General features: G+C 74.6%; 22 protein-coding genes and 1 pseudogene. 12 read left to right on the top strand and 11 right to left on the bottom strand.

The features are described from left to right. Positions 1-212 precede the first annotated feature (212 nt). Positions 213-1,793 (bottom strand): bifunctional 3'-5' exonuclease/DNA polymerase, encoded by a 1,581-nt coding sequence (locus tag BUE41_RS01180; RefSeq protein WP_073455133.1) that lies wholly within the window; start codon positions 1,791-1,793, stop codon positions 213-215. Beyond that, positions 1,790-3,310 carry an FAD-dependent oxidoreductase gene (locus BUE41_RS01175; protein WP_073454923.1) on the bottom strand — a complete coding sequence of 507 codons (1,521 nt, stop codon included), beginning with the start codon at positions 3,308-3,310 and terminating at the stop codon, positions 1,790-1,792. The genes BUE41_RS01180 and BUE41_RS01175 overlap by 4 nt, the downstream gene beginning before the upstream one ends. Before the next feature lie 64 nt (positions 3,311-3,374). Between BUE41_RS01175 and BUE41_RS01170 the strand changes: the two genes are divergently transcribed. Continuing rightward, positions 3,375-4,223 (top strand): TIGR03620 family F420-dependent LLM class oxidoreductase, encoded by an 849-nt coding sequence (locus BUE41_RS01170; protein ID WP_200803703.1) that lies wholly within the window; start codon positions 3,375-3,377, stop codon positions 4,221-4,223. Between the two features lie 527 nt (positions 4,224-4,750). On the opposite strand, the gene BUE41_RS31070 is transcribed toward BUE41_RS01170, so the two are convergent. Continuing rightward, a complete protein-coding gene (locus BUE41_RS31070; RefSeq protein WP_200803730.1) occupies positions 4,751-4,912 on the bottom strand; it encodes a hypothetical protein in 162 nt (53 codons plus the stop codon). Next, positions 4,852-5,115 (bottom strand): NAD(P)-binding domain-containing protein, encoded by a 264-nt coding sequence (locus BUE41_RS32765; RefSeq protein ID WP_073454920.1) that lies wholly within the window; start codon positions 5,113-5,115, stop codon positions 4,852-4,854. The genes BUE41_RS31070 and BUE41_RS32765 overlap by 61 nt, the downstream gene beginning before the upstream one ends. Before the next feature lie 62 nt (positions 5,116-5,177). Between BUE41_RS32765 and BUE41_RS31595 the strand changes: the two are divergent. Beyond that, a pseudogene (locus tag BUE41_RS31595) lies at positions 5,178-5,381 on the top strand (winged helix-turn-helix transcriptional regulator); the annotation flags it as partial. A gap of 134 nt (positions 5,382-5,515) precedes the next feature. Here BUE41_RS31595 and BUE41_RS31060 read toward each other — a convergent pair. Together BUE41_RS31060 and BUE41_RS01145 are read right to left on the bottom strand one after the other, a co-directional pair. Continuing rightward, entirely contained in the window at positions 5,516-5,713 is a 198-nt protein-coding gene (locus BUE41_RS31060; RefSeq protein WP_073454919.1) for a ferredoxin, read from the bottom strand. 1 nt (position 5,714) lies between these two features. Then, positions 5,715-6,908: a cytochrome P450 gene (locus tag BUE41_RS01145; RefSeq protein WP_073454918.1), complete on the bottom strand. Its 1,194-nt coding sequence runs from the start codon at positions 6,906-6,908 to the stop codon at positions 5,715-5,717. Positions 6,909-7,032: 124 nt separating this feature from the next. Here BUE41_RS01145 and BUE41_RS01140 point away from each other — a divergent pair, with 124 nt between their 5' ends. The 4 genes from BUE41_RS01140 to BUE41_RS01125 are packed head-to-tail and all read left to right on the top strand — an operon-like array spanning position 7,033 to position 11,384. Beyond that, on the top strand, positions 7,033-8,124 hold the full coding sequence (locus tag BUE41_RS01140; protein WP_084754135.1) for a zinc-binding dehydrogenase: 1,092 nt from the start codon (positions 7,033-7,035) through the stop codon (positions 8,122-8,124). Between the two features lie 16 nt (positions 8,125-8,140). Continuing rightward, positions 8,141-9,388 (top strand): acyl-CoA dehydrogenase family protein, encoded by a 1,248-nt coding sequence (locus tag BUE41_RS01135; protein WP_073454917.1) that lies wholly within the window; start codon positions 8,141-8,143, stop codon positions 9,386-9,388. Continuing rightward, positions 9,385-10,623, top strand: coding sequence for an acyl-CoA dehydrogenase family protein (locus BUE41_RS01130; protein WP_073454916.1), 1,239 nt, complete (start codon positions 9,385-9,387; stop codon positions 10,621-10,623). Before BUE41_RS01135 ends, BUE41_RS01130 begins: the two co-directional genes overlap by 4 nt. A gap of 41 nt (positions 10,624-10,664) precedes the next feature. Further along, positions 10,665-11,384: a GntR family transcriptional regulator gene (locus tag BUE41_RS01125; protein ID WP_084754133.1), complete on the top strand. Its 720-nt coding sequence runs from the start codon at positions 10,665-10,667 to the stop codon at positions 11,382-11,384. Between the two features lie 31 nt (positions 11,385-11,415). On the opposite strand, the gene BUE41_RS01120 is transcribed toward BUE41_RS01125, so the two are convergent. Beyond that, positions 11,416-12,075 (bottom strand): FCD domain-containing protein, encoded by a 660-nt coding sequence (locus BUE41_RS01120; RefSeq protein WP_073454915.1) that lies wholly within the window; start codon positions 12,073-12,075, stop codon positions 11,416-11,418. Positions 12,076-12,285: 210 nt separating this feature from the next. Continuing rightward, positions 12,286-13,743 (bottom strand): MFS transporter, encoded by a 1,458-nt coding sequence (locus tag BUE41_RS01115; RefSeq protein ID WP_073455130.1) that lies wholly within the window; start codon positions 13,741-13,743, stop codon positions 12,286-12,288. Positions 13,744-13,851: 108 nt separating this feature from the next. Between BUE41_RS01115 and BUE41_RS01110 the strand changes: the two genes are divergently transcribed. The 4 genes from BUE41_RS01110 (at position 13,852) to BUE41_RS01095 (ending at position 16,547) form a co-directional block, all read left to right on the top strand. Beyond that, positions 13,852-14,577 carry an enoyl-CoA hydratase gene (locus BUE41_RS01110; protein ID WP_073454914.1) on the top strand — a complete coding sequence of 242 codons (726 nt, stop codon included), beginning with the start codon at positions 13,852-13,854 and terminating at the stop codon, positions 14,575-14,577. Positions 14,578-14,666: 89 nt separating this feature from the next. After that, positions 14,667-15,149, top strand: a complete 483-nt coding sequence (locus tag BUE41_RS01105) for a L,D-transpeptidase (RefSeq protein ID WP_234996867.1) — start codon at positions 14,667-14,669, stop codon at positions 15,147-15,149. A gap of 47 nt (positions 15,150-15,196) precedes the next feature. Then, positions 15,197-15,538: a BlaI/MecI/CopY family transcriptional regulator gene (locus BUE41_RS01100; protein WP_073454913.1), complete on the top strand. Its 342-nt coding sequence runs from the start codon at positions 15,197-15,199 to the stop codon at positions 15,536-15,538. 103 nt (positions 15,539-15,641) lie between these two features. Further along, a complete protein-coding gene (locus BUE41_RS01095) occupies positions 15,642-16,547 on the top strand; it encodes a M56 family metallopeptidase (RefSeq protein WP_073454912.1) in 906 nt (301 codons plus the stop codon). A 3-nt stretch (positions 16,548-16,550) separates the two neighbouring features. On the opposite strand, the gene BUE41_RS01090 is transcribed toward BUE41_RS01095, so the two are convergent. The 3 genes from BUE41_RS01090 to BUE41_RS01080 all read right to left on the bottom strand — a co-directional run bounded on the left by BUE41_RS01090 (position 16,551) and on the right by BUE41_RS01080 (position 19,928). Then, entirely contained in the window at positions 16,551-17,465 is a 915-nt protein-coding gene (locus tag BUE41_RS01090) for a hypothetical protein (protein WP_073454911.1), read from the bottom strand. Positions 17,466-17,608: 143 nt separating this feature from the next. Further along, positions 17,609-18,925, bottom strand: coding sequence for an MFS transporter (locus tag BUE41_RS01085; RefSeq protein WP_073454910.1), 1,317 nt, complete (start codon positions 18,923-18,925; stop codon positions 17,609-17,611). A 40-nt stretch (positions 18,926-18,965) separates the two neighbouring features. Then, entirely contained in the window at positions 18,966-19,928 is a 963-nt protein-coding gene (locus BUE41_RS01080; RefSeq protein WP_073454909.1) for a zinc-binding dehydrogenase, read from the bottom strand. 188 nt (positions 19,929-20,116) lie between these two features. Here BUE41_RS01080 and BUE41_RS01075 point away from each other — a divergent pair, with 188 nt between their 5' ends. Together BUE41_RS01075 and BUE41_RS01070 are read left to right on the top strand one after the other, a co-directional pair. Next, entirely contained in the window at positions 20,117-21,517 is a 1,401-nt protein-coding gene (locus BUE41_RS01075) for an ATP-binding protein (protein WP_073455128.1), read from the top strand. Between the two features lie 184 nt (positions 21,518-21,701). Next, positions 21,702-22,382 carry a Rossmann-fold NAD(P)-binding domain-containing protein gene (locus BUE41_RS01070; protein WP_327194724.1) on the top strand — a complete coding sequence of 227 codons (681 nt, stop codon included), beginning with the start codon at positions 21,702-21,704 and terminating at the stop codon, positions 22,380-22,382.

Below are 22,382 nucleotides of genomic sequence, written 5' to 3'. Positions count from 1 at the left end.
CTCCCCGCGGCCTGGGTCCTCGGCTGCGGTCGGCGCGGATGCGTCTGTGGACAGTGCATCGCTATTACCCACAGTTTCGCATCAATGACCGAGAGTTGCCACTCGATCGTGTGACAACCTCGGGGCGCCCCGCCCGTCCAGCAGAATTGCAGGGATGCAATTCGTGACGGTCTCGTGATCCGTGACCCGACCGGGGTCGCCGACTGCGCGGGTCAGCGCTCGTCGTAGCCGTCGACCACCCGAGGGGTGAGCGGGAAACGGACGGGCGTGTCGCCGAAGAGCCGGCGGCCCGCGGTCGCGGCCGCGGCGTGGACCGCGTCGACGACCTCGCCGGCCGCCTCCTCGGGGACGTGCAGCATCACCTCGTCGTGCTGGAAGAACACCAGTTGTGCGGGGCTCCCGGCGCTGCGCAGCGCCGCCCGCAGCTCGGCCAGCATCACCAGCGCCCACTCCGCCGCCGTGGCCTGCACGACGAAGTTGCGGGTGAACCGGCCCCGCGCTCGCGCCGCCGCGGCCGTGGTGAGCGGCCCGGCGGGCGGGCAGGTGCGGCCGAGGTGGGAGCGGACCAACCGCCCGGCCTCGCCGTCCCGCGCCGCCCCGTCCACGTAGGCCATGGCGGCGGGGAACCGTTGCCGCAGCCGCGCGACCAGCTCGCCCGCCTCGCCGGCCGTGCCGCCGTACATCGCGGAGAGCAGTGCGAGTTTGGCCTTGGAGCGATCGCCGCCGAACTCGCGATCGGCCAGTGCTGAGTAGAGATCGTCGGTGCCGGGGGCCAGCCGGTGATCACCGGATAGCGCCGCGAGCACGCGCGGCTCGAGCTGCGCGGCGTCGGCGACGACCAGCTTCCAGCCCGGGTCCGCCCGGACCGCCGCGCGCACCGCCTTCGGGATCTGCAGCGCGCCACCGCCGCGGGTGGCCCAGCGTCCGGTCACCACACCGCCGACGACGAACTCCGGCCGGAACCGCCCGTCCCGCACCCACGTGCGCAGCCACGACCAACCGTGCGCCGAGTGCAGCCGGGCGAGCTCCTTGTACGCCAGCAGCGGCGCCACCGCAGGATGGTCGATCCGGCGCAGCTCCCACGAGCGGGTCGTGCCCAGCTCATGGCCGGCCCGGGCGAATGCGCGGATCAGCTCGGCGGGGGAGTCCGGGTTCACCGGTCGCCCGAACGCCTCGCGCACCTGCTCGGCCAGCGCCGCCAGCTTCGGCGGGCGACCGCCGTGCACCGGCCGCGGGCCGAGCGCCTCGGTGAGCAGGGCGTCGTGCACGTCGGCCCGCCACGGCAGCCCGTGCGCGTGCATCTCCCCGGCGACGAGCGCGCCGGCCGACTCCGCCGCCGCGAGCAGCCGCAGCCCGGCCGGGCCCCTGGCGAGCGTGCGCTGCTGGGCGGCGTGGACGGCGACGATGTCGGCCAGCTCATCGGCTGGGCCGGTGTCGAACAGACCGTCGCCGTCGTGTGCAGGAGCCGGCGGATCGGGTGGCGGCTCCCGGCCGGTCAGCCGGGCCGCCGCCGCGGCCAGCCCGTGCGGTTCGCCGAACCTGCCGTCCGCAGCGACCAGGATGCCCTCGACGAGCTCGACGTCGTGGTTGCGGCCCAGGGTGATCCCGGCGGCGAGCAGCCGCCGATAGCGGTGCTGGCGGGCGAGCACCCACCGCGGGGAGCACCCGCGCTCCAGCGCGCGGACCTCGGCGGCGGTCACCGTCTCCGGTGGGCCGATCGGGGTGCCGTCCTCGGCGAGGCGGCGCAGCCGCATGCGCTCGCCGCGCGGACCAGGGTCGAGCGCCACCCTCATGGCCGCCACCGATACGGAGGCAGCCGCCACAGCAGGCCGTGCTGCGGCCCGCACCGCAGCTCTTCCGGGCCCGCGCCCACCTCGGCGAGGACGTCGTTGGCCGCGAGCACCCCGGTGGCGGCGGAGCGCTCCATGAGGCCGGTGAGCCACGGGGTGGCGACGTGGTCCCCGGCGAGGCGGACGCCCCGCGCGGCGCCGGTGACGCCGAGCCGGTCGGCGGCGCCGCCCGGTGGGAACGCGGGTGCGGTAGCGGCGTACAGCTCGTGGACGTCGAGGATCTCCGCGTCCGCCGTCTCCGGCCACAGCGCCGCCAGCTCGGCCCGCATTCGGGCGGTCGCGGTGGCCGCGTCCGGCGCCCGCGTGGCGTACGAGTGCAGCTCGACGACCGCGCCGCCGGTGCGGGCGGCCCAGTCGATGCTCGGGCGCTCCAGCCGCGAGTACACGGCGACCGAGTCGAGCGTGGGTTCGCGGCTCACCGCGGAGAACGCGGCCCGGTGCGGCGCGACGTCGCGATCGAGCCACAGCCTGGTCACCGCGAACGGCGCCGCCAGCTGGAGCGCGGCGACCTTGCGGGCGAGCACCGGGGCCTGCTCGGTGAGTCCGGGGGAGGCGGCGATCAGCGTCTTCAGCGCGCCCGGGTCGACGGCCAGCACGAGGTGGCGGGTGCGCAGCTCGGCGCCGGCGGTCCGCACGCTCCAGCGGTGCCCATCGGCCGGGGCGATCTCCGTGACGGGCGCGGCGGTGACGATCTCGGCGCCGTGCTCGCGCAGGTGGGCGGACAGCGGCTCCCAGATCGCGGAGGCGTGGTCGGTGATCGGCACGTCGAACCCGATGCCCTGCGGGTTCGCGACGAAGTAGTAGTGGAACATCGCGATCAGCTCGGCCGCCGACAGCGCCGCGGGATCGGCGAAGAACGACCGCGCGAACGCCTCGAACAGCATCGCGACAGCGCGGTCGGACAGCCGCAGCCGCTGCAGGAACGCCGCGGCCGGGATGTGGTCGAACGCCGCCGCGGTGCGACCCGGTGCGTACGCCAGGAGCTCGGTGGCGAGCCGTTGGCGGGAGCCGAGCAGGTCGCGCAGGCCGAGGCTGGGGGAGCGCGTGAACAGCGTGATCAGGTTCCACGGGGCTCGGGCCGGCAGACCGTCGAGGTCCTCGGCCGGCCACTCGCGGGAGATCACCGGGTAGCTGCCCGCCGGCGCCAGGAAGCGCAGCTGCGGGTCGATCCGGCGCAGGATCGCCCGCCAGGTGTAGTAGTGGCGGAAGAACGCGTGGAAGCCGTGCTCGACCACCTGCGTGCTGCCGTCGGAGAGCTGGTGCGGCCACGCACCGAGCCGGCCGCCGAGGGTGGGCGCGGCCTCCAGCAGCGTGACCCGGACCCCGCGCTCCGCCAGCACGACGGCCGCGCTGATCCCGGCGATGCCGCCACCGACCACGACCGCCTCGGTGCCGGGCGGAGCCTGTCGCGGCAGGGCGGGATCGGCCGGCACGCACACCTGACCGTCGGGTGATCGCACGCCTGCACCGTACGACCGGGCACCGACGGGAATGGGACGGCCCGCTCGCGCACTTGATCGGGGCATGGCAACCACCCCCGACCTCGGTCGCTACGGAATCTGGCACGGCCGCGTGGATCTCACCCCGGAGATCGCGCAGGAGACCGAGCGCGCCGGCTTCGGCGCGCTCTGGATCGGCGGCTCCCCGCCCGCGGACCTCGAGCTCGCCGAGTCGCTGATCGCGGCGACCGACCACCTGGTCGTCGCCACCGGCATCGTCAACATGTGGACGGCGGACCCGCACGAGCTGGCCGCCTCGTACCACCGGATCGAGGAGCGCCACCCGGGCCGCTTCGTGCTCGGCGTCGGCATCGGGCATCCCGAGGCGATCAAGGAGTACCGCAGTCCGTACCAGACGATCGTCCAGTACCTCGACACGCTCGACGCCGAGGGGGTGCCGAAGGAGCACCTCGCCCTCGCCGCGCTCGGGCCCAAGGTGCTGGCGCTGGCCGCCGAGCGCACCGGCGTCGTCCATCCCTACCTGGTGCCCGCTGAGTACACGCGGGCGGCCCACGAGCAGGTCGGGGGCCGGGTGGTGCTCGCCCCGGAGCACAAGGTCGTGATCGAGACCGACGTCGCCACGGCGCGGGCCATCGGCCGCAGCCGCGTGGCGACGCCGTACCTGCGGCTGCGCAACTACGTGTCGAACCTCAAGCGGCTCGGCTGGAGCGACTCCGACATCGCGAACGACGGCAGCGACGCCCTGGTCGACGCGCTGGTCGCGCACGGCGACGCCGCGGCGGCGGCCGCCGGCCTGACCGCGCACCTCGACGCCGGGGCCGACCACGTGTGCGCCCAGGTCCTGGTCGATGACAAGGCCGATTACCTGCCCGCGCTGCGGGAGCTGGCCGCGGCGCTGGGCCTGAAGGGGTAGGCGGCCGGGCAGGTCGCCGGGGCGCGAGTCCCGCTCCTCGCCCGGCGAGTCGCGCGCTCCGTCCCGCGAGTCGCGCGTTTCGGTGGGCGAGTCGTGCACCGCGTCCGGCGAGTCGCGCACCTCGTCGAGCCCGCACGTGGAGCGCGGAAGCGGCACGGCGGCGGCCGATCGCGCGACTCGCCGGGCAGGACGCGGGACTCTCGCCGGGCGAGGCGCGCGACTCGTGGGGTTACCGCACGCTCGAGAACCGCGGCGCTCGGATCGAACCCGGCGAACGCCAGCCCGATGACGGATCCCGCGGCCTCCTCCAGCTGCCGGGCCGGCTCAGCGGCCCCAGCACCGCGGGCTCGCCGCCGGCGTCCCGCACCAGTTCACCGACGACGCGCAGCGCGGCCGGGTCGTCGCCGCACATCGCGACGATCGCCGGCTCGACGTGCGGCGGTGCTGCCGGCTGCGCTGCTGGATGCGCTGCCCGCTCCTCCGCCCACCGCTCCGTCCACTCCTCGGCGGGGGCCGGTGGAACGCCTTCACACGTGGGCCCCGGTCGCGAGCTCGGCGACCCGCTCCGCCGCTGACGTCTCCGCCAGGACGATCCCGACGCCGTGCTCCACGGCTTCGGCGGGATCGATCAGCGGCGTACCGCGCAGCGCGCCGTCCGGGCCCCGCGGCGCGCAGCGCCTCCTCGACACCGGTCCACGCCACGGCGAGCAGCACCGCGTCCTCGTCCTGCCCGACGTCCCGCGGAGGCTCTGGCGCGCCCGGCGACCTCCGCGGCGAGCGCCCCGGCCTCGGCCGAGGACCGGCCGCCGATCGCGATGTCGTGCCCGGCGCGGCTCCAGCTGTGTGCGAGCGCCGCAGCCAGCGTCCCCGTTCCCAGGATCCCGATGTGCATGCCGGGACGGTGGGCAGGCCGATGCACACCGATGGTGCGCTCCGGGCGGGCAGGATGGCGCCATGCGGGAGTGCTACGAGCTGGTCGCGGACTGCCGGTTGCGCGCGGCGACCGATCTGTTCCTCCCCACCTGGAACCCCGTGGTGCTCGCGGCGCTCCGCGCCGGCCCGTGCCGCCGGGTCGAGCTGCGGGCGGCGATCGGTGGGATCAGCGCCAAGGTGCTCGGCGAGACCCTGCGCCGGCTGCTCGGGCACCGGCTGATCGAGCGCCGCCCCTACGTGGTGGCACCGTCGTGCGTCGACTTCGCGCTCACCCGCTCGGGCGCAGCCTCGTCGACGGCCCGGTGCGCGCCCTCGGGGACCGGGTCGAGCGGTACGGCGAGGAGCTGGTGCCGTGACCCTCAGTCCGCGATCCGCAGCGCGGCCACCGGGCACGCCTGCACCCCGCGCCGGGCGGCCTCGGCGTGCTCGGCGGGGACCTCCCGGTCGTCGAACCGGTTGACGACGACGGCCTCGTCGTCCAGGTCGAACACCTCCGGCGCCAGGGCCGCGCACAGGCCGTGTCCCTCGCAGCGTTCGCGGCTGGTGAGGATCCGCACGTCAGGTCTCCGTCTCCACGGTGACCGGCACCGAGCCGAACGCGCGGATGAGGTTGTTGAGGGCGCGCTGCGGCGGGCCGTCGAGGTGGAACCGGGTGACCGTCCGGGCGAGTGCGGTGAGCAGCGACTCGGTCTCCATGCGGGCGAGCGCTTGGCCCGCGCACCCGTGCTCGCCCACGCCGAAGCCCAGCTGGTGCACCGCATCGGGCCGGGCGACGTCGAACTCGTCGGGGCGGGCGAACTTGCGCTCGTCCCGGTTGGCCGCCGCGTAGATCACCAGCACTCGTGAGCCCGCCGGGATCGGCGCGCCACCGATCTCGGTGTCGGTCTCGGCGAGCCGGCCGAACGCCCGGATCGGTGACTCGTAGCGCACGACCTCGTTGACCGCGTTCGGCACGAGGGACGGCTCGGCGCGCAGCCGGTCCCACTGCTCGGGGTACCGGGCGAAGAGCCAGATCGCGCTGCCGATGGCGCTGATCGTCGTGTCCAGCGACGGGGCGAGGTAGTCGAGCATCAGCATCATCGCCTGTTCGGTGGTGATGTCGCCGCGGTCACGCGCCTCCAGCACCCCGGCGCCGAGGCTGCCCGGCAGGACGTTGCCGGTGCGGACCAGCTCCGCGCCGTACGCGGCCATCTCGCCGCACTTGGGCATCGTGCGCTCGGCGCGGGCGTTCATCGGCCCGAACGAGTCGAAGTTCGCGCTCGCCCACTCCAGCAGGTGTTCGCGGCCCTCCTGCGGCCAGCCGATGAAGTCCGGCACGACCGACATCGGCAGCGCGTACGCCAGGTCGGTCACGGCGTCGAACGATCCGCGCGCCACCAGCTCGGCCACCAGCTCCTCGGCGCGCCGCGCCACGACCTCGCGCAGCGGTCGCAGCGACCGCGGCATCAGCCGGTGCGCCACGACCTTGCGCAGGTGGGCGTGCAGCTCGCCGTCGCTGGCGAGCGTGCAACCGAGGATCACCTGGTTCGCCGGCTCGTTGAGCGCGATCCCGTTCGCCGACCGGAACGTGTCGCTGTCCAGCAGGACGGCCCGGGCCGCGGCGTAGCGGGCCACGGCGTACGCCCCGTGCTGCTCCAGCCACACGGCGGGCCCGAGGTCGCGCAGGGCTCGGTAGTGCTCGTAGGGCTCGAGGATTGCCTCGTCCGTGTAGATGTCCGCGCCGTACGTCGGTACGGCCGCGCTCGCGGTCATGGTCGGGGTCCTTCGTACGGATGCGTCACGGGCGGAAGAATGTAGGACGATCCGACAATTCAGCGCCAGATGCTTGACATTCGCCGAGATGGCGACAGATTGTATGGCAATCTAAGAAGAGGGGGTGAGCGTGCGAGCCGTCGTGCTACCCGCGTACGAGACACCGCTGGTCATCGAGGACCTGGAGATCCTCGCGCCCGGGCCGCGTGACGTCGTCGTCCGACCGGGCGCCGTGGAGGTCTGCGTCACCGACTCCTACGCGTTCAAGCCCGGCAAGCTGGCCCGGCCGCCGGCGATCCCCGGCCACTCGGCCGCCGGCGTGGTGGAGGCGGTCGGGCCCGCCGTCACCACGGTCCGCCCGGGGGACCGCGTCGTCGTCGCCGGCACCCCGGCGTGCGGGGACTGCTACTGGTGCGACCGCGGCGAAGGCCACCAGTGCCGGGAGATCTTCGAGGGCGACCCCCGCTACGTCGCCCGCCGAGCCGACGGGACGCTCGTCAGCGCGATCGGCGGCGTGGGCACGTTCGCCGAGCAACTCCTGGTGCGCGAGTACGGGCTCGTGCGCGTCGAGTCGTCCCTGCCCGACGAGCACCTGTGCCTGCTCAGCTGCGGTGCGGGCAGCGCGATGGGAGCAGTGTTCAACATCGCGCGCGTCGCGGAGGGCGACACCGTCGCGGTCTTCGGTGCCGGTCGGATCGGCTGCTGGCTCGTGCAGAGCGCCCGGCTGGCGGGCGCCGTGCGGATCATCGCCGTCGAGCCGGTGCCCGGCCGGCGCGAGCGGGTGCGTGCGCTCGGCGCCACCGACGTCGTCGATCCTGCGGACGGCGACGTCGTCGCGGCAGTCCGGGACCTCACGGGCGGCCGCGGTGCCGACGTCGTGTTCGAGGCGGTCGGCGGTGACGCCGACGTCGTGCGCTCCGCGTTCCTGGCCGCGCGGCGCGGCGGCGTGCTCGTGCCGATGGGGATGTCGGGCTTCGACGCCACCGTCGAGCTGCCCGTCAACCAGCTCGCCATGCACGGCCGCGAGATCCGCAGCTGCCAGTACGGCAACGTCGACCTGCGCCGCGACCTGCCCCGCTTCGCCCGCGTCCTGGAGGCGGGGCTGCTCGATCCCGCCGCCGTCGTCGAGCGCACCTACCCCCTCGCCGACGCCGGCGAGGCGCTGGCCGCCGCCGCGAAGCGCGCGGTGCTCACCGCCGTCCTGTCCATCAGCTGACCCACCGGGGAGATCCATGACCACGACTGCCACCGCGGCAGCGCCCGCCGCGGCGGATCCGACACCCGAGCAGCTCGTCCGCACCGTGATCGACCTGCGCCCGCGGCTCGTGGCCGCGCAGGCCGAGACCGAGGAGCGCTCCTTCTACTCGCCCGAGCTGCACGAGGCGTTCCGCGCCGCCGGCCTCTACCGGGTGCTGCAGCCGCGTCGCTACGGCGGACTGGAGCTCGATCTCGTCACGTTCGCCCGGCTGCAGATCGAGATGGCCCGCGGCTGCGTGTCGACCGCGTGGTGCTGGGCGCTGGCGACGAGCCACGCGCTGCAGGTCGCGTCGTACTTCCCGCAGGCCGCGCAGGAGCAGATCTTCGGCAGCGGCGACTTCCGCTGCGCCTCCGTGGCCGCACCGGACGCGCGCGCCGAGCGGGCCGGCGACGGGTGGCGGCTCGAGGGCACCGTCCGTTACTGCTCGGGCATCCCGTACTCGACGCACTTCCTCGGCCAGGCCCTGCCCGCCCACCTGCCGCGCGCGGAGGCGGCCGAGCACGTGCTGCTCTACGTCGCGCCGCGCAGCGAGTGGACGATGCTCGACGACTGGGGCGACACGCTGGGGCTGCGCGGCAGCGGCTCGCAGAGCATCCGCTTCGACGACGGGTGGATCCCGGCCGAGTTCGTCGTCGAGGACCTGAACATGGTCGCCGTCGACGTCAGCGACGGTACGCCGGGCCTCGCCCTGCACGGCAACCCGCTCTACGTCGGCCGGGCGCTCGCCCCGTTCACGATCTCCCTCGGCGCGCTCGCCGTCGGGGCCGGCTACAACGCGCTCGACGAGTTCGAGCACCAGATGCGCACGCGCAAGACGCCCGCCCCGCCGATGGTGCCCCGCATCGCCGATCCCGACTACCAGCGCTGGTACGGCACCGCGCTGGGCAAGCTGGCCACCGCCGAGGCGCTGGTCATCCGGTGCGCCGAGGAGCACATGGAGCTCTGCGCGCGCACTGCGGCCGGCGGGCCGCCCTACAGCGAGGAGGACGAGAAGCGCATCGGCGTCGTCGCGCGGGAGGCCGTCGTCCAGGTGTGGGCGGCGGTCGACGAACACCTGCTGCGCAACGTCGGCTCCAGCGCGCTCAAGGCGGGCCAGCGGTTCGAGCGGGTGTGGCGCGATCTCACGACGATCGCCGGCCACCGCAACACCGGCTTCCGGGAGACGACCTTCCGCAGGCTGGCGCAGCTGCACCTCGGGCTGGTGGGCGGGGGAGCGGCATGACGCAGACCGAACCCCTCCGGATCGCCCCGCCCGAGCCGGACCTCACGCCCGAGGCCATGATCGCCCGCGCCGTCGCCCTGCGTGCGGAGATCGCCGCGGAGGCGCCGCTCACCGAGGAGCGCGGCGGCTACTCCGAGCGGCTGCACAGGCTCTTCACCGAGGCCGGCTTCTACCGGGTGCTGCAGCCGCGCCGCTACGGCGGCTACGAGTTCGGCCTCGACACCTACTTCCGGCTGATCACCGAGCTCTCCCACGGCGATCCGAGCACCGGGTGGGCGGTGTGCCTGGCCTCCGACCACGCTTTCCACATCGCCTCGTTCTTCTCCGAGCGGGCCCAGGAGGAGATCTTCGGCCCCGACGGGCACTTCTGCGCGCCGCACCGGGCCGCGCCGACGGGCACCGCCGAGCGGGTGCCCGGCGGGTACCGCGTGACCGGCACCTGGGACTACTGCTCGGGGATCACCCACGCCACCCACTTCATCGCCACGGCGATGGGGCAGGCGCCCGGTACCGACGGGTCCCCGGTCCCGTTGGCCTGCGTGCTACCGCGCGGGCACTACACGGTGCTCGACGACTGGGGCGGCGGCGCCACCCTGGGCCTGCAGGGCACGGGGTCGAACTCGGTCCGCGTCGACGGCGCGTTCGTGCCCGAGCACCTCGTGCAGCCCTACGACTGGACGACGTTCGCGATGCCGCCGGAGGGCACTCCGGGCTACCGGCTGCACGGCAACCCGCTCTACCTCGGCCGGTCGATGACGATCTACTTCGGTGGGCTCGCAGCCCCCGTGATCGGGGCGGCGCGGGCCGCGCTCGACGAGTACGAGCACATCCTGCGCACCCGCAGGACGGCGCTGCCGCCGCCGATGCGCCGCTGCGAATCCCCGGACTACCAGCGCTGGTTCGGTGAGGCCCAGAGCCTGACCGATGCGGCGCTCGCGGTGCTGGTCGCGGCAGCCACGGACTACACCGCGGCCGGACGGGAGTGGGAGCGGACCGGGTCGTTCGACGTCACCGTCGACGCGCGCTGCCGCGGGATGATGCTGCAGGCGGCGCGGCTGGCCGCCGAGGCGGTCGACCGGCTGTTCGCGACAGGCGGCACGGCCGCGGCCAAGCGCGGATCACGGCTGCAGCGCTGCTTCCGCGACGTCGCCATGTACCGCACCCACATCGGGGCGCAGGCCGACGTGTACTTCGCGGCGAACGCCCGGCTGCACTTCGGGCTGGCCTCCGCGTGAGCGGCCGGATCGTATGACGAACATCCAGTAGGGTTGGCGCCATGACCGCCGAGAACCCCGAGGGGCTGCCGTCGCTGGCGGACCGGATCGGCCGGGTCGCCGCGCCGCTGCGCGTCCAGGTCCTCGAGGTGCTGCGCGAGGCCATCCTCACGATGCGCTTCAAGCCGGGGCAGCGGCTGGTGGAGCGCGAGCTCATCGAGATGACCGGGGTCTCGCGCACCACGATCCGCGAGGTCCTCCGGGAGCTGGCCGCCGAGGGGCTCGTGCGCACGATCCCGCAGAAGGGCGCGGTGGTCCTCGCGCTCTCCCCGGACGAGGCCGAGGAGCTCTACGACCTGCGCGAGGTGCTCGAACGGCACCTCGTCGAGCGGTTCGTCGAACGCGCCTCCGACTCCCAGCTCGTGGCGCTTCGGCGGGCGTTCACCCACCTCGAGGACCTCGTCGACGAGGGCGCCGGCACCCTCGACGTGCTGCGCGCCAAGGACGCGATGTACGACGTCCTGCTCACCGGCGCGGGCAACTCCGCGCTGCGCACCGCGCTCTCGCAGCTGCACGCCCGGGTGAGCCTGCTGCGGGCCGGGTCGCTGTCGGCGGACCCGCAGCGCCCGCGGGAGTCGGTGCGGGAACTGCGGGAGGTCGTCAAGGCGACGGAGGCCCGCGACGCCGCCGCGGCCGGCGCCGCCCTGATCGCGCACGTGCGCGCCGCCGCGCGGCTGGGGATCGCCGCCATGCGCGCATCGGAGGCGGCTCCGGCCCGCTGACGGCGCGGATTCGACGCAGATCGTATGACGATCAGGGCGTGGCACCGAGCTGGCGGAGCCCCGCCACAGTGGAGTTGCGCCGGTGTTCGTCGCACGCGGCGACGGCGGCGTCGGCGTCGCGGGCGGCGAGCGCGCGGTGCACGGCCCGCAGCTCCTCGACGAGCTCCGCAGGCCGCCCCTGGCCCGCGACCGCGAGCGACATCACCAGGCCCGCGTGCGAGCGCAGCCTGCGCAGCAGGTCGCGGGTCGCCAGGCCACCGGCGCGGAGCAGGACGACGAAGAACCAGTCGCGGGCGCGGATCAGCTGCTCCAGCGACGGCTCGGGCTCGGCGGCGACCCGCTCGACCTCCGCCAACGCTCGGCCCAGCGCGTTGATCTGCGACTGCGTCGCCTGCCGCACGAACCGGCGGACGGCCACCTCCTCGATGATGTGGCGGACCTCGTCGGCGTCCGCCATCTTGTCCGGGCCCGTCTCCGCGACGACGACCGCGCCGCCGGCCACGCGCGCCACGCCGATCTCGACCAGCTCGTCCAGCGCCGCGACGACGTCCTCGGGGGACGCGGACGTGCGCGCGGCGAGGACGTGGACGGGGAGCGGGGAACCGGGGCGCAGGTCGCCGCGGGCGATCGAACGGAGCACCTCGTCCCGGACGGACGCCGGTGCGGGAGCCGAACCGTCGTTGGCGGGCACGGGGCAACGGTAGCCCAGGTACGGGCCTCGATCCACGGCTCGGAGTCGGTGCCGGGACGGCAGGGAGCTGCGGCGTCGATCGCACCGGCTCCTTCGGCGCGGATCGGGGCCCTCGGTCTGGTGAGTCGTCGAGGTGCTCCTGCGGTGCTCGGTCAGCTGCGGTGGGGCGGTCCGGGGTACGAGGCGGGGCGCTGGTCGTCGCCCCTGCTGTCACCCGTCTGCCGACCTGGGCAGGGTCTGCGGCCCGGTCACCCCGCAGTGCAGGCACTCCTCGATGCGCACGCGCTCGCTCGGCTCGGGCCGCTCCCGCCGCTGCACCGTGACCGCGGCCACGACGGCCGCGCCCCCGAGCAGCCCGGCGCAGATCAGCATCGCCACCCGGAACCCCGCGCCGAAGGCGACCGGATCGGTGTGGTCGGCGCCGGTGATGCCGGCGATGCCGGGGATCACGGCGACCGCGAGCAGTCCGGCGGCACGCGCCACCGCGTTGTTCACCCCGGACGCCGCGCCCGCGTACCGGTCGGGGGCCGCGTTGAGCACGGTCGCCGTGAGCGGCGCGACGGTGGCAGCGAGCCCGAGGCCGAACACCACGACGGCCGGCAGCACGTCGGCCCACCAGTTCGCGTCCTCGCCCACCCGCAGGAGCAGCAGCAGACCGGTGGCGCTGACGAGCGGCCCCACCACGAGCTGCGGGCGCGGCCCGATCCGCCCGGCCAGCGCGCCCGACCGGGCCGAGAGCAGCAGCATGATCGCCGTGACCGGCAGCATCGCCGTGCCGGCCGCGAGCGGGCTGAAGCCGGCCACCACCTGCAGCTGCAGCACCAGCAGGAGGAACACGACGCCGAGCGCGCCGTAGATCAGCAGGGTGGCGACGTTGATCGCGGTGAACACCCGGTCGGCGAACAGCGCGGGCGGCACCAGCGGGTGCGTCGAACGGCGTTCGACGACCGCGAACACGGCCAGCGCCACCAGCCCGACGACCAGTGCGGTGATGAGATCGGGCGCCGCTCCGCGGTCGGCCAGCCCGGTCAGGCCGCACGTGGTGGCGGCGAGGCCGAGGGTGGCGAGCACGGTGCCGGTGACGTCGAGCCCGGCGGCGGACTCGGGATCGCGGCTCTCCGGCACGTGCCGCAGCGCCACCGCGACGACGACCGCGGCGATCGGGACGTTGATCAGGAACACCGCGCGCCACGACCACTCGACGAGCCAGCCGCCCAGGAACGGCCCGATCGCGCCGGCGATCCCGCCGAGGCCGGACCAGGCGCCGATCGCGGCGGCCCGGTCGGGACCGTGGAACGACGCCGAGATCAGCGCCAGGCTCCCCGGGGTGAGCAGTGCCCCGCCGACGCCCTGCAGGGCGCGCGCCGCGACGAGCGTGCCGATGTCCGGCGCCAGCCCGCACAGCGTCGACGCCGCCGCGAACCAGATCACGCCGATGAGGAACACCCGCCGCCGCCCCAGGTGGTCGCCCAGCGAACCGCCGAGCAGGATCAGCGCGGCCAGCGTGAGCGCGTAGGCGTTGACCGTCCACTGCAGTCCGGCGAAGCCGGTTCCGAGCTCGTCGCCGATGCGGTCGAGGGCCACGTTGACGACCGTGCCGTCGATCATCACGATGCCGGAGCCCAGCACCGTGGTGGCGAGCACCCACCGTCCGGCGGGAGTCCCCATCCGCAGCGCCGTCGCGTCCGTCACGTCGGGAGCATAGGACCGGGTCGGCCGCCTGACCGCGTGTCAGACTGCGCGGGGCCAGCAGGACGAGGGAAGGAGCACGCGAACGTGATCACCGTGTCGGTGACCGACGGCGTCGGGTTGATCGAGCTCGATCGGCAGGAGCGGCGCAACGCGCTGGACGTGGAGCACTGCCGTCGGCTGGCCGAGGCCGTGCCGGAGGTGGTCGCCGACGGGGCGCGCGCGATCGTGGTCACCGGGGCCGGGACGAGCTTCTGCTCCGGCGCGGACTTCGGCCAGGTGTACGGCGAGGGCTTCCGCACCGCCCTCTACACGGCCCTGCAGGCGGTGATGGACGCCCCGGTGCCGGTCGTGGCGGCCGTGAACGGCCCGGCGATCGGGGCGGGCACCCAGCTGGCGATCGCGGCGGACCTGCGAGTCGGCGCACCCACCGCGGTGTTCGGTGTGCCGACGGCCCGGATCGGGCTGGCCGTTGACCCGTGGACGATCCGGCGGCTGGAGCAGCTGGCCGGTGGCGGCACGGCCCGCTCCCTGCTGCTGGCGTGCGAGCAGATCGGCGTCGAGCAGGCGTACGCCCGCGGGCTGGTCGATCGCCTGGGGGACCGCGATGCGGCGCTGGCGCTCGCGGCCGACCTGGCGACGATGGCGCCGTTGACGCTGCGTTACAACAAGCTCGTCCTGAACCGGGCCGATCTGCCGAACGGGGACCCCGAGCTCCTGGCTGCCTTCGAGGCCTGCTGGAACAGCGAGGACCTGCAGGAAGGGCAGCGCGCGCGAGCCGAGAAGCGGGCTCCGGTGTTCACCGGGCGATGACGCAAGGTGGCACACCGAGCACTCGATCGAGTTTCACTCCCTGTGATTAATCTGTCGCACGTCGTTACCGGATCCTCGGGAGGTACAACGTGCGTGCGAGTGTTCGGGCCGGTCTGGCCGGTGCGCTGGCCGTTGTGGCCACCGTCGCCGTGGTGGGTGTGAGTGCTGCCGAGGAGCTCGCCCCGTACGTGCCGCCGACCCCGGCGAGCGGTGCCGTCGTGGCGGGCACGCCGTGCACGGAGTCGGCCAGGGCGTGCGTGGACATCTCGGAGGGGCGGGCGTGGTTGCTCGACGGCGGGGAGATCGTCCGGGGCCCGGTCGGCATCATGAGCGGGGACGCCGAGACCCCCACCCCGCGCGGCACCTTCGCGGTGCAGTGGAAGGCCGAGCGGTACACCAGTCGCGAGTTCGGTGTGGAGATGCCCTACTCGGTGTTCTTCGCCGAGGGCGGCATCGCCTTCCACGAGGGCACCAGGGAGACGCCGTCCGCGGGCTGCGTGAAGCTGTCGCACGAGGACGCGAAGACGTTCTTCGAGTTCCTCCAGGTCGGCGACCAGGTGCAGGTCCACTGAAGGGACTGAGGCTACCCTCACCCTTCTACGCTGGGTAGAATGGTTGCGTGGCGTCACTGGGTGAGTTGGAACGTGCCGTGATGGAGACCCTGTGGTCGGCGGACTCACCACTCACCGCCCGTGATGTGCAGGAGTCCCTCCACGGCCGCGAGCTCGCCACGACGACCGTGCTGACCGTGCTGAGCCGACTCGAGCGCAAGGGCCTGGTCACGCGCGAGCGAGCCGGGCGGGCGCACCGCTACCGGGCGGTCTCCACCCGCGAGGACCACGTCGCCGAGCTGATGCGCGACGCGCTCGACGCGGCCCCCGACCGGGGCGCGGCGCTGGCCCGGTTCCTCGGCAACATGCGCGACGACGAGCGGGCCGCTCTGCGCGACCTGCTCGGCTGACCGGAGCCCGGTAGCCTCGCGGACCACCGCCCTGCAGACAGACGTCCGGAGGGCGGCTGGCACCCTGGTGGCGACGGTGAGGTCGCGAGTCGGGAGGTGGCGCGTGGAGCTGACCGCGCTGCTGCTGCTCGTGCTCGGCGTCCTGCTCGCCGAGCCGGTGAGCCGCCGCCTCGCCGCAGCGCAGTGGCCGACCCGCGACCCGGTGGGCGCGCTGCTGCTGTGGCAGGCGGTGGGTCTGGCCGGCGGATTGTCGCTGCTGGGCTCCGGCATCGTGTACGGCCTCTCGCCGTTCGGCTCGTCGCTGCCGGCGGCCGTCCTCGGGGCCGTCGAGGCCCTGCGCGACGGTGCGCTGCCCCCGGACTTCGACCTGCGCCACCGCATCGCCCTGGTCGTTGCGCTGCTGATCGGCCTGTGGCTGATCGGGGTGCTGGTCTTCGTCACCGTCCGCACGCTGCGGGCCCGAGCCCGCCACCGCAACCTGCTCGACCTGCTCGGCACCCCGTGGCCGGCCGCCCCGCACGCGCGGGTGCTCGACCACCCCCTGCCCGTCGCGTACTGCCTGCCCGGGCTGCGGTCCCGGCTGGTCGTGTCGGCCGGAGTGCTCGACACCCTCGATCCCGCGCAGGTGCGGGCGGTCCTCGCGCACGAGCAGGCGCACCTGAAGGAGCGGCACGATCTCGTGGTGCTGCCGTTCGTGGCGTGGGGCGCGACCGCTCCGTTCGTGCGCGGCATGGTGTGCGCGCAGGTCGCGGTGGCGGCGCTGATCGAGATGCGGGCCGATGACGTGGCGGCCAGCCGCGCGGCGCCCGCCGAGCTGACCGCGGCGCTCGGCTCGATGGGGCACGCCAGTCCGGCCGCGGCGCTCAGCTCCTTCACCACGGCCCTTGACCGGCGGCTCGCCCGGATCGCCGATCCACCGCCGCCGCTGTCGCCCGCCGCGCAGCTGGGCGTGCGGCTGGCCGCCGTCGCGCTCGTCGCCGTCCCGACGATCCTCCTGCTGCTCCCGTAGCCCTCAACCGTTCGCGCGCAGCACCGAGAGGGCGCGGACGGTCAGGTAGCCGCGCCACTCCAGCTCGGCGGCCGGCGAGTACGTCTGCCACTCCACGGGCCAGCCCCCGTCCGCCTGCTGCAGTCCGGCGAGCCGGTCGAGTTCGGCGGCGACGGCGTCGGGGGAGAACAGCTCCCGCACCGGACGCCCGGGGTGCGGCGCCACGTCCAGCGGCCGCATCGACTCACCTTCCGCGCCGCCCTGGACGGGGAGGATCCCGTCCGGCGGCAGGAAGCTGCCCAGGCGCGCCATCAGCTCCCGGGCCCGCGCCTCGACGTCGTGCACGGCGTCGAGGAACCGCAGCGTGAAGGCGAGCTCGATCGCGTGCGCGTCGGGGGTCAGCGCCGCAGCGACGTCGAGGCAGAAGCGGGTCGCGGTCGCGAGCCACGGATGGGCCGCGACGGCGGGCTCGTGGCGGGCCACGTCGTACGCGGTGGCTACGGCGATCGCGGTGATCTGCAGCGACGGTCCGGGCGCGGGTTCGACCCAGAACGGCGCGCACCCGGCTCGATCGGTGAACGGCTCGGCGAACCGCAGGCCGCCCTCGGGTGCGGTGACCGACGCCAGCCAGTCGCAGAGCCCCACCGCCTCGGGTACCGGTGCCCCGGCGGCGGCGAGCTCGGCGAGCACCTCGAACGCGTGCAGCGCCGGCCCCGGCTGGCTGCTGGTGGAGCGCAGGTCGGGCTCCAGGCCCCAGCCGTAGCCGCCGTCCGGGTTGCGGTAGGCGGCGAGTGCGGCGGCGAGGGCATCAGGCGAGCCCTCGCCGATGAGCAGTTCGAACCGGCGGCGATCGAGCACTCGCGCGTGGGTGGCGAGGAAGTCCGCCGCAGCGCCGAGATCGATCCGGTCGAGCAGGGGTGACGGGGTGCGCTGGTCCATGCCCCCCACCTTCCTCCGCGGGCGGAGGCCGTGTCGTGGGCGGATCGGACAGGAGCAAACCCGGGCCCGAGAGCAACGAACGGCACTCTCGTCCACACCGAGTGGACGAGAGTGCCGTTCGTTGCCCCGGGGGACCGGGCGGATCACACCCGCACGGGCGTGCGCTGCCGCGGTCCGAGCAGCAGCACGGTCAGCCCCATGACCGGCAGGGCCACCAGGACGCACAGCGCGACGGCGATGCCGGTGACCTCAGCCAGCCCGCCGACGAGCGCAGCACCGATGCTCGCGCCCGCGAGGAAGACGAGCGAGGCGATGCCGAGCGCGATCCCGCGCTCGGCCGCGTCGACGGCCCCGTCGACCGCGGAGATCATGGCCGGCTGCCCGATCCCGAACGCCGTGTTCAGCGCCAGAACGGCGAACGCGAGCAGGACGGGGGAGTCGAGCGCTGCTCCGGCCGCACCCGTCAGCATGGCGACGACCGCGATGCCGACCCCGGTCACGATCGTGCGGCGCGGACCGAGCCGGCCCAGCGCGGTGCGGGAGAGCCAGGGCGCGACGATGCCGACCGCGACGGCCGGCAGGAGCAGCAGCCCGATCTCGAACGGCGACCAGCCCCACTCGGCGGCCGTCAGCGGCACGCCGATCAGCAGGGCGAACCAGGCTGCCGGGATGGCCGCGGTGGCGAACGCGCTGCGCAGCACCACCGGGTTCGTCACGACGACCCGCGGCAGGAACCCGGTGGGCCGCCTGCGCACCCAGATCGCGACGGCGGGGACGCCCACGGCGAGCATCACCGCTCCGATCATGGCCGTGACCGGGCCGGACGACGGCGACTGGAGCAGCAGCACCAGCCCCGCGGCGGTGGCCGCGACGAACAGCGCCCCGACCCGGTCGATGCGTTCCCCGGTACCGCCGGCCGGGGCGCGCCTGGCCAGCCACGGCAGGCTGACCACGCCGAGCGCGGGGACGGCGATCGCCAGCCGCCAGCCGCCGATCTCCTCCAGGGCGCCGCCCAGGAGCGGGCCGAGCGCGCTGAACGCGGCCGCGATCCCGGCGAGCCTGCCGAGCGCGCTGCTTCGCTGCGGTCCGCTCCACAGCGTCGAGATCAGCGCGGTCGCGAGCACCGGGACGCTGGCGCCGCCGAAGCCCTGCACCACCCGGCCCGCGAGCAGCACCGGGAAGGTCGGCGCCAGCGCGGCGACGACCGAGCCGCCGACCATCGCCGACAACCCCACCACCAGCGGCCCGCGCAGCCCGTACGCGTCGGCCAGTCGGCCGTGCAGCGGAGTCGCGACCGCGAGCATCACGGCGTACACACTGATCGTCCAGGCCGCCGTGCTCGGTCCGACGCCCAGCTCGCTCGCCAGCTCCGGCAGGACGACGGTGGCGGCCGACGTCCCGGTGCCGGCGAGGCCGAACAGGAGGCCGAGGAGGGCGGCGGTCCGCCCAGGAGATCGCACGTCGGACGTCAACGGTCGCGACGGCTCCGGATGTTCCCGATCACGGGACGAGCACGACCTTGCCCACCGTGGCGCGGCTCTCCAGCGCCCGGTGCGCGGCCGCGGCCTCGGCCAGGGGGAACGTCGTGACCTCGGGGACGAGGGTGCCGTCCGCGGCGGCGGCGAGCGCCCGCGTCTCCAGGTCGCGCAGCGCCGCCCCGGTCGGCCGCTTGTCGAGCGCAGGTGGGAACGTGATGTCCGAGCGCAGCGCGCGGGACTCGGTGAACCAGTCCTCGTCGCCCGACGAGAACCCGTACACGAGTGCTCGCCCGCCGGGGCGCAGCGCGGTGAGCACGGCGCGGCCGACCTCGCCGCCGACCCCGTCGAACGCCACCGTGGCGCCCTCGGCGACGGTCCGCAGCCGGTCCTGCCAGCCCGGTGCGCGGTAGTCGACGGTCTGCGCGCCGAGCGCCGCCACCCGTTCCGTCTTCGCCGGTCCGCCCGCCAGCCCGACGACCCGCGCCCCGGCGTGCCTGGCGGCCTGCACGAGGAGCGTGCCGAGCCCGCCGGCGGCCGCGGTCACGAGGACGACGTCGTCGTCGGTGAGCGCGGCGCCGTCGAGCAGGAGCTGCGCGGTGCGGCCGGTGCCGATCATCGTGACGGCCGCGGCCGGCGTCAGCCCATCCGGCAGCGGGTGCAGCGACTCGGCCGCGGCGACGGCGAGGGAGGCGTACCCGCCGCTGCCACCCGCGCCGAGGTGCGCCACCACGGAGCGCCCGATCCAGGACGGATCGACGTCCGGCCCGGCTGCGTCGACGGTCCCGGCGACCTCCCGGCCGGGCACGTACGGCAGCTCCGGCGGCGGGAACGGCGGGTCGCCGCGGCGCAGCGCGGTGTCCAGGACGTGCACGCCGGCGGCGGCGACGGCGATCCGCACCTGTCCCGGCCCGGGTTCGGGATCGGCGGTCTCGGCGAGCTCCAGCACCTCGGGCCCGCCCAACTGCTTCTGCACGATGGCTCGCATGTCCCGCGACGCTAGGACCTCGACCCGGCTCGAGATCAAGTGTTCGGCGGAGGCGGCGTCGAGAACGAAGCAGCGGTGATCAACGAGCCTGTTCGATCACCACAACTTCGTTCTCGACGCTGTTCCCGCCCCACCGCTGCAACCTCGACGTGAGCCGCCGGACACTGAGCGGGCGTAGCGTGGGCGTCGTGCCGACCGATCGACCCAGTGATCGTCCCCGTACCCTCGGCGAGCTGCGCGCCAGCGGCCACGAGCTGCGCGGGGTGAAGGACGAGATCCGCGACAACCTGCTCGCCGCGCTGCGCGAGGGCCGCGACCCGTGGCCCGGCATCGTCGGGTTCGACACCACCGTGCTGCCGCAGCTCGAGCGCGCCCTGCTCGCCGGCCACGACGTCGTGCTCCTCGGCGAACGCGGCCAGGGCAAGACCCGGCTGCTGCGCTCCCTGGTCAACCTGCTCGACGAGTGGACCCCCGTCATCGAGGGCTCCGAGCTGGGCGAACACCCGTACGCCCCGATCACCCCCCAGTCGCGCCGCCGCGCCGCCGAGCTGGGCGACGACCTGCCCGTGGCCTGGCGCCACCGCGACGAGCGCTACACCGAGAAGCTCGCGACGCCCGACACCGCCGTCGCCGACCTCATCGGCGACGTCGACCCGGTGAAGGTCGCCGAGGGCCGCTCGCTGGGTGACCCGGAGACGATCCACTACGGCCTCGTCCCGCGCGCCCACCGCGGCATCGTCGCCATCAACGAGCTGCCCGACCTGGCCGAACGCATCCAGGTCGCGCTGCTGAACGTGATGGAGGAGCGCGACATCCAGGTCCGCGGCTACACCCTGCGGCTGCCGCTGGACGTGCTCCTGGTCGCCTCGGCGAACCCCGAGGACTACACCAACCGCGGCCGGATCATCACCCCGCTGAAGGACCGGTTCGGCGCCGAGGTGCGCACCCACTACCCCCTGGCCCTGGACGATGAGATCGCGCTCATCGAGCAGGAGGCCGAGCTGGTCGCCGAGGTACCGCGGCACCTGCTGGAGGTCGTCGCCCGGTTCACCCGTTCCCTGCGCGAGTCCAGCGCGATCGACCAGGGCTCCGGCGTGTCGGCCCGGTTCGCCGTGGCGGGCGCCGAGACGGTCGCAGCGGCCGCGCTGCGCCGGGCGGCGCTCACCGGCGAGGAACGGGCGTACGCGCGGCCGGTCGACCTGGAGGCCGTGCCCGGCGTGCTGCGGGGTAAGCTGGAGTTCACCGCGGGCGAGGAGGGCCGCGAGGACGAGCACCTCACCCACCTGCTGCGCACCTCGATCGCGGCCACGGCCCGCCGGCACCTGCGCGGGATCGAGCTGACCCCGCTCGCCGAGGCCGTCGCCGAGTCGCCGGTGCGGACCGGGGAGCGGGTGCCGGCGATCGAGGTCGTCGCGGCGCTGCCCCCGATCGACGTGCTGACCGAGGTGGGCCGCCGGCTCGGCGCCGAAGGCACCGAGGACCCGGGCCCGATGGCCAGCGCCGCCGAGCTGGCGCTGGAGCTGCTCTACCTGACCCGGCGGCTGGCCAAGGACGCCTCCGACGACGGGGAGACCGTCAGCTACGGCTGAGCGGGCCACCCCGGGCAAGAAATCGGGTACGGTGTACCCGATTCTTTGCCCGGGGGCCTGATGACGATCCTGGTCACTGGCGCGACGGGCAACATCGGCCGGATGCTGGTCGACCACCTCGTCGCCGCGGACGCACCGAAGGTGCGAGCGCTCACGGCCGCTCTGCGCCGCGCTGCCCGACGGCGTGGAGATCGCGCGAGGCAGCTTGCGCCGGCCCGACACCGTGCGGGCCGCGCTGGTCGGCGTCGAGCGCATGTACCTGGCGCCGCTTCAGGGCACCACCGCCGCCGTGCTCGCCATGGCAGCGGAGGCCGGCGTGCAGCACGTCGTCGATCTCTCCGGCGAGCACGAGTCCTGGTGGGGCGGTGTCACCCGGGCCGTCGAGGCCGCCGGGGTCTCGTGGACCCACCTGTGGCCCGGCGACTTCATGGAGAACGCGCACATCTGGGCGCCCGGCATCGTGGAGCGGCGGACCGTCCGCGAGCCCCGGCCGCACGGCCGCAGCGCCCCGATCGCGATGGACGACGTCGCCCGGGTCGCTGCTGCCGCCCTGCGCAGCGGCGACCACGTCGGCACGGCGCTGACCCTCACCGGCCCCGAGGTGCTCACCCGCGTCGAGCTGACCGAGCGCATCGCCGCCGCGATCGAGGAGCCGATCCGGTTCGAGGCGATCACCCGCGACGAGTCGGTCGCCGAGCTGACGCCGACGATGGGCGGGTCCGCCGCCTGGTACGTCGACGCCGCGCTCGCCGGCCCGGTCGACAACCCGATCCAGGTGACGACCACCGTCGCCGACGGCACCGGCCGCCCGGCAACCACGTTCGCGCAGTGGGCGATCGCGAACGCGGACGCCTTCCGCGGCTGA

Source organism: Pseudonocardia thermophila (genome assembly GCF_900142365.1).
GTDB lineage: Bacteria > Actinomycetota > Actinomycetes > Mycobacteriales > Pseudonocardiaceae > Pseudonocardia > Pseudonocardia thermophila.
This window is presented reverse-complemented; position numbering and strand designations above follow the sequence as displayed.

What these genes read in the sequence shown, in the direction of transcription:
- BUE41_RS01170 (WP_200803703.1), top strand. Translation starts at nt 3,375, where the DNA reads ATGGCAACCACCCCCGACCTCGGTCGCTACGGAATCTGGCACGGCCGC.
- BUE41_RS32765 (WP_073454920.1), bottom strand. Translation starts at nt 5,115, where the DNA reads ATGCACATCGGGATCCTGGGAACGGGGACGCTGGCTGCGGCGCTCGCA.
- BUE41_RS01125 (WP_084754133.1), top strand. Translation starts at nt 10,665, where the DNA reads ATGACCGCCGAGAACCCCGAGGGGCTGCCGTCGCTGGCGGACCGGATC.
- BUE41_RS01115 (WP_073455130.1), bottom strand. Translation starts at nt 13,743, where the DNA reads ATGGGGACTCCCGCCGGACGGTGGGTGCTCGCCACCACGGTGCTGGGC.
- BUE41_RS01080 (WP_073454909.1), bottom strand. Translation starts at nt 19,928, where the DNA reads ATGCGAGCCATCGTGCAGAAGCAGTTGGGCGGGCCCGAGGTGCTGGAG.
- BUE41_RS01180 (WP_073455133.1), bottom strand. Translation starts at nt 1,793, where the DNA reads ATGAGGGTGGCGCTCGACCCTGGTCCGCGCGGCGAGCGCATGCGGCTG.
- BUE41_RS01145 (WP_073454918.1), bottom strand. Translation starts at nt 6,908, where the DNA reads ATGACCGCGAGCGCGGCCGTACCGACGTACGGCGCGGACATCTACACG.
- BUE41_RS01130 (WP_073454916.1), top strand. Translation starts at nt 9,385, where the DNA reads ATGACGCAGACCGAACCCCTCCGGATCGCCCCGCCCGAGCCGGACCTC.
- BUE41_RS01090 (WP_073454911.1), bottom strand. Translation starts at nt 17,465, where the DNA reads ATGGACCAGCGCACCCCGTCACCCCTGCTCGACCGGATCGATCTCGGC.
- BUE41_RS01135 (WP_073454917.1), top strand. Translation starts at nt 8,141, where the DNA reads ATGACCACGACTGCCACCGCGGCAGCGCCCGCCGCGGCGGATCCGACA.